The organism is Marinimicrobium locisalis, from assembly GCF_039822625.1.
Classification (GTDB): Bacteria; Pseudomonadota; Gammaproteobacteria; order Pseudomonadales; family Cellvibrionaceae; genus Marinimicrobium; species Marinimicrobium locisalis.
The window spans coordinates 1-4,836 of sequence record NZ_JBDLLG010000049.1 but is presented as its reverse complement, the minus strand read 5'-3'; the positions used below and the strand labels follow the sequence as shown (position 1 = coordinate 4,836).

Annotated in this window: 4 protein-coding genes; all 4 read left to right on the top strand. The window is 52.6% G+C overall.

Going from position 1 to position 4,836, the window contains the following annotated elements; translation table 11 throughout:
- Nucleotides 1–551: hypothetical protein (locus AAE514_RS18185; protein ID WP_430623923.1), on the top strand; the 551-nt coding region annotated here is incomplete at its 5' end.
- A 9-nt stretch (nucleotides 552–560) separates the two neighbouring features.
- On the top strand, nucleotides 561–1,085 hold the full coding sequence (locus tag AAE514_RS18180; RefSeq protein WP_347332983.1) for a hypothetical protein: 525 nt from the start codon (nucleotides 561–563) through the stop codon (nucleotides 1,083–1,085).
- Nucleotides 1,086–1,285: 200 nt separating this feature from the next.
- The gene (locus AAE514_RS18175) at nucleotides 1,286–2,965 is read left to right on the top strand and encodes a hypothetical protein (RefSeq protein ID WP_347332982.1); all 1,680 of its coding nucleotides are present in this window, start codon (nucleotides 1,286–1,288) and stop codon (nucleotides 2,963–2,965) included.
- 75 nt (nucleotides 2,966–3,040) lie between these two features.
- On the top strand, nucleotides 3,041–4,777 hold the full coding sequence (locus tag AAE514_RS18170) for a two-partner secretion domain-containing protein (protein WP_347332981.1): 1,737 nt from the start codon (nucleotides 3,041–3,043) through the stop codon (nucleotides 4,775–4,777).
- The last annotated feature ends 59 nt before the right edge of the window (nucleotides 4,778–4,836 follow it).

Here is a 4,836-nt window from a genome sequence, read left to right as displayed (position 1 = left end):
CCTTCAACCAAGCGGAAAACGCCGATACTGACCCGAACACCTTGGCGCCGTTGTTGGGGTTTAAGCCCAAGCCCAAGGCTGACTACACGCTGGTGGTCGTAGACACCCAAGCCCCAGGCGCGGGCCAGTCCGTTACCTTGGTGCCCACTTATGAGAATATGGCGAAGCTTGCGAAGGGCGAAATCAAGGGTGTTGATCCAGCACAAGTCGATAAAGTTATGACGCCCGAGTACAGCGCTGAGTATGACAAGCACATGGAGGAATTTGAGAAGGATGGTTTGGATATCCAAGAGAGGGATGATGTCGCTGAGTATGCCGATGAGCACTTTTCGATTGCCGATAACAAAGAGAAGTTTAAAGCTCGAGCTGCTGTCCAATCCGAATTTGGCGCCAATCAACACTTTACCGGGGATGGTACTACCAAGAATCTGTTGCCTGGAGGCGGTGATCGTGGCGCGGTAGAAACATATACACTGGATAAAAACCCAAAAACTTTAGGTGATCTGGAAAGTCGCGGCAGCGCCAAGCGACTTCCCGCGAAACGGCTATAAGGAAAAAGCATGCAGATATTTGAACAGTACGATCCTCGAAATCCCAAGCCAGAGCATCAGTTGCTGCGTTTTTTTGAAAGTCCTATGAAGACGGATGGAATGGATTTCTATTTTATTAAACAAAATAGCCATTTTCTCGTTTACAGAGAAAGAGTTCATACTTTCCCTGAGACCAGTTCTAGAGCCGGCCAAAGCAAATTAATTGCAAATCAAATTGAGCTCCCCATTCCCGCTATTCGCTGGTTTATTGATGTGATTGAACAAAAGTTCTTCAAACCGCCAGAAGAGGGTGGGTTGCCAGCTCATAAGCTGAGTTATGAAGAGGAGGTGGCAGGAGAGACGCTTCATATCTTACGCAGCATGGGGGCTGGCTGTGATCATCCTGGCTACACAATAACGAATGCCAGCCGCCAGAGCCACATGTCGTCGGACGACTTGCAGACGCTCTCCCTGTCTGACCCCTGGCTTTTTGAGAATGGATTAATGGACTACTTGAAGCAGCTGGCAGAGGACTACGAGCAGGGCCGGTTATAAATTAACGCTAGCCCCTATTTTAGTGATCCAGCCTTCACTGTAGATGATTTTGGCGTCGGCGCGGGTGTTCTGCGCCTACCGCCCTAGGTCTCCGCCGGTCTGTGGTCCTAACCGTTGACCCCGTCACACTTTTCCACCACGAATGTATGGCAGAATGCGGGCTCCTAAAACCGACACGGAATACAAGGAGTGACAAGGTCATGCTGACTTCGCCATTACGTCGCCTTTCCAGCACTATTTTCCTCACCATTACCTATTTTGCGCTCGTCGCCTGTGGTGGCAGCAGTGGAGGCGGCACTCCCCCGGGTAAGCCCATCCCGCCCGACACCAGCCCAACGCCTTTTACCTTTGCGACTGAGGAGGGTGTAGATCCTGGCGCCACGAAAACCTCAGAGCCCGCCACTGTCGACGGCTTTGACAGAGGGGCTTCAGTAAAGATCTCTGTGAAAGAGGGGCAGTACCAGCTAAACGGGGGAAGGTTCCAGTCAGAAACGAGCGACATCGATCCCGATGATCGGCTGGTCCTGCAAGGAACCGCCCCCGACACCCCGGGAGAGACCCAGACCGTTACCGTCACCGTAGGCGACTACACCACCACCTTTGATATCGTGGCCAGGGCCGACACCGAGGCGCCTGAGGCGGCCTTTGTTTTCCCACCTCCCATGACCGCCACCGAAGGCGAGACCGTCATTGTTCGCGGCACCGCCGAGGACGAGCTGAGTGCGGTGAGTCGAGTCACATTGACCGTTAGCAATAATGACAGTGTTAATGACTACGAAATTGAATCCGATGACCTTTCTAACTGGCAAAAGAAAGTCACCCTTGGTCCGGGCGAGAACACCATTACTCTGCAAGCCGAGGATGCCTTGGGCAACAAGGTAAGCGAGGAAGAGCGGCAAAGTGTGACGGTGGTTCAGCAGGCCTTTGCTGAGGCGTTTCCGGATGATGAGGTGGCGATTGCACAGCCAAGAAGTGTGCTCTTTGATGAAGATCGTAACCAAGTGTTGGTAACAGATCTTCAAGAAAACAGGGTTGTGGCTATTGACTTATCAACTGGAAGTCGTTCGGTATTCGTCGATGGGAATGCTGAAAGCGGCTTGTCTTTTCAAGACCCCGATGGGTTGTTGTTGGATAAACAGCGTAGTCGGCTGTTGATCGGTGCAGATTCGTCAACAGAAGGTGACGCCATTCTAGAGGTAGACCTGAAAACGACTGACAGAAGCGTGAGTATCCTCAGTAGTAATGAGACTCCCACCAGCGACCAACCTTCACTCTTCTCGCCAGCGGGGATGGCGATAGATCCTTCCGATGAGAAGCAAGCCTTTATGGTTAGACGGGGGTCGAGCAGCCACCTCGCCGCCATAGATCTTACTGCTGGCCTGCGTACTCTTGTTTCCAGCAACGATATGGCAGACTCCGGGCCTGAAATCAAAGTACCCACTCAGTTGCTGATTGACGATACCCGAGGGCGTGCACTAATTGGGCAAAGAGACCCCTCTGGAATCTTATCGGTGGATTTATCTAATGGTGTACGGGAAATATTTTTGGCTGAAGGTAACCCTGAAGGTACGCCGAAAGTTTATGCATCCGCTGTAGCAAGTGATAATCCGGAGAGGCGTGTGCTGACGTTTGACGGCTACTCTCAGTCGCTCTGGTCGGTGGATTCGGAGACCCGTGCTATTAGCGTAGTTTCAGGACCGGGTGTACCTCACAACTCCAATAATATGGGGTTCATTATTGATATGGTATTGGTCGCTAATGAGGAGTATATAGTTGGATTGAGCGATCCAATGACGAGCAATATCAATCTACTCTACGTTATTGACTTGGTGACTGGTGAGCGGCTTGTTCTAAGCAAGCCCAGTGGCAGCATTGAATGACGAGACTAATTGACTGAACTTCAAAGTGTTTAGTCTTTATTGATTGATCTGACGTTATAGTTTAAAGGAGTTGGCATGAGGCCGATACATACCACCGGGAACGTTCCGTGCCGTAAGTCTTTCTTTCGCCGCCGCGTCCTGCCCGCCGCCGTTATGGCGGTCAGCCAGGCTTTATGTGCTTCTCCTGTTCTGGCCGGACCGGAAAGCGGTAGGGTCGTTGGCGGAAAAGGCGATATTGTCCAGGGTGATCGGACCACTACCGTGACTCAGGCAACGGATCGCTTGGCGGTGGATTGGGACAGCTTCGATGTCGACTCCGATGAAATTGTTAACTATATCCAGCCCGGCTCGGACTCCATTGCTCTTAACCGCATATTGAGCCATCGAGGCTCTGAAATTCACGGCCAGATTAATGCCAATGGTCTAGTGGTTTTGGTTAACCCCCACGGTATGGTGTTTGGTAAGGACGCGCAGGTTAATGTTGGAGGGATGATCGCCAGCGGCCTGAGTGTTGATACCAGCGATTTTATGAACGGTGATTTTACCTTTGCGGCCCTGGAGGGGACGGAAGGCGCTGTTATTAATCGCGGTATCATTCAGGCTTCCACGGGTGGTTCTGTTGGGCTGCTGGGCCGGCGGGTCAACAATGAAGGGGTTATCTCCGCTGAGTTGGGTGCAGTCAATCTTGCTGCCGGCAAAGAGGCGGTAGTTACCTTTGATGATACCGGTCTAATGGGTGTTCGAGTCACCCGTGAAATTTTGCAAGACGAACTGGGGGTTGATCCGGCGCTGGTCAATAACGGCGAGATTAGCGCGGCGGGAGGCCGCGTACTGCTCACCGCCAGTACCAGCCAGGATATTTTCTCGCAAGCGGTTAACACCGGAGGCGTGGGTCACGCTGACAGCGTGGTGGTTCATGACGACGGTAGCTTTACACTCGGCGGCGGTGCCGATGTGGTGAATACCGGCACACTGAACGTATCCAGCACCTCAAGTCCAGCGGGACGAGTGGCGGTGCTGGGTGAGAATATTACCCATAGTGGCGTTGTTCAAGCCGACAGCCAGCTCAGTGGTGCCGGTGGACAGGTCGAGCTCCACGCCCAAGGTACGACCCTGGTCACTGAACATGGCCGCATTAGCGCGCAGAACCAAATCGGGCAGGGCGGCAATATCGCTGTGTTGGGGCAGCGGGTCGGACTGACGGATCATGCTAGCCTTAATGCCTCCGGCGCGAGCGGCGGTGGCCAAATTTTGGTGGGGGGTGATTACAAGGGCCAAAATACCGCTATTCGCAACAGTGAGCGTACCTACCTCGGTCCGGAAACCGTCCTTCAAGCCAACGCACTTGCCGACGGCGACGGCGGGCGCGTTATTGTCTGGGCCGATGAGGTTACACGCTATGCTGGTCACCTCGAAGCCAAGGGGACTGGAGCCCACGGGCTGGGAGGCTTTGCGGAAGTCTCTGGTAAGGAAGTGTTGGATTTTAGGGGCACTGCCAGCCTCTCGGGTCCCGGTGGGGCGGGAACGTTGTTGTTAGATCCGCAGGATATAATTATTCAGGAAACCCTTAATCCGGACCCTGTGCCTGAATCAGGTACCGTAAACTTCAGTTATGAAGCGGGAGACGAAGTTACTTTCTCTCACATTGCCATTCGTGATCTTTTGGATGGTGATCTTAATGATGCCAACGATAATGGCACCAATGTCATCCTGGAGGCCACACGGGATATTAAAATCGCCACTGGCTTCTCTACTGATGCCGGTAATGTAAACAGTCTGACCCTTGAGGCGGGCGATGATATTCAGGTGTAACTATTCAGCTCAATTTTTGAAAAAACACTTGACAGGGTTTTTCCGAGAAATTCTGAAAT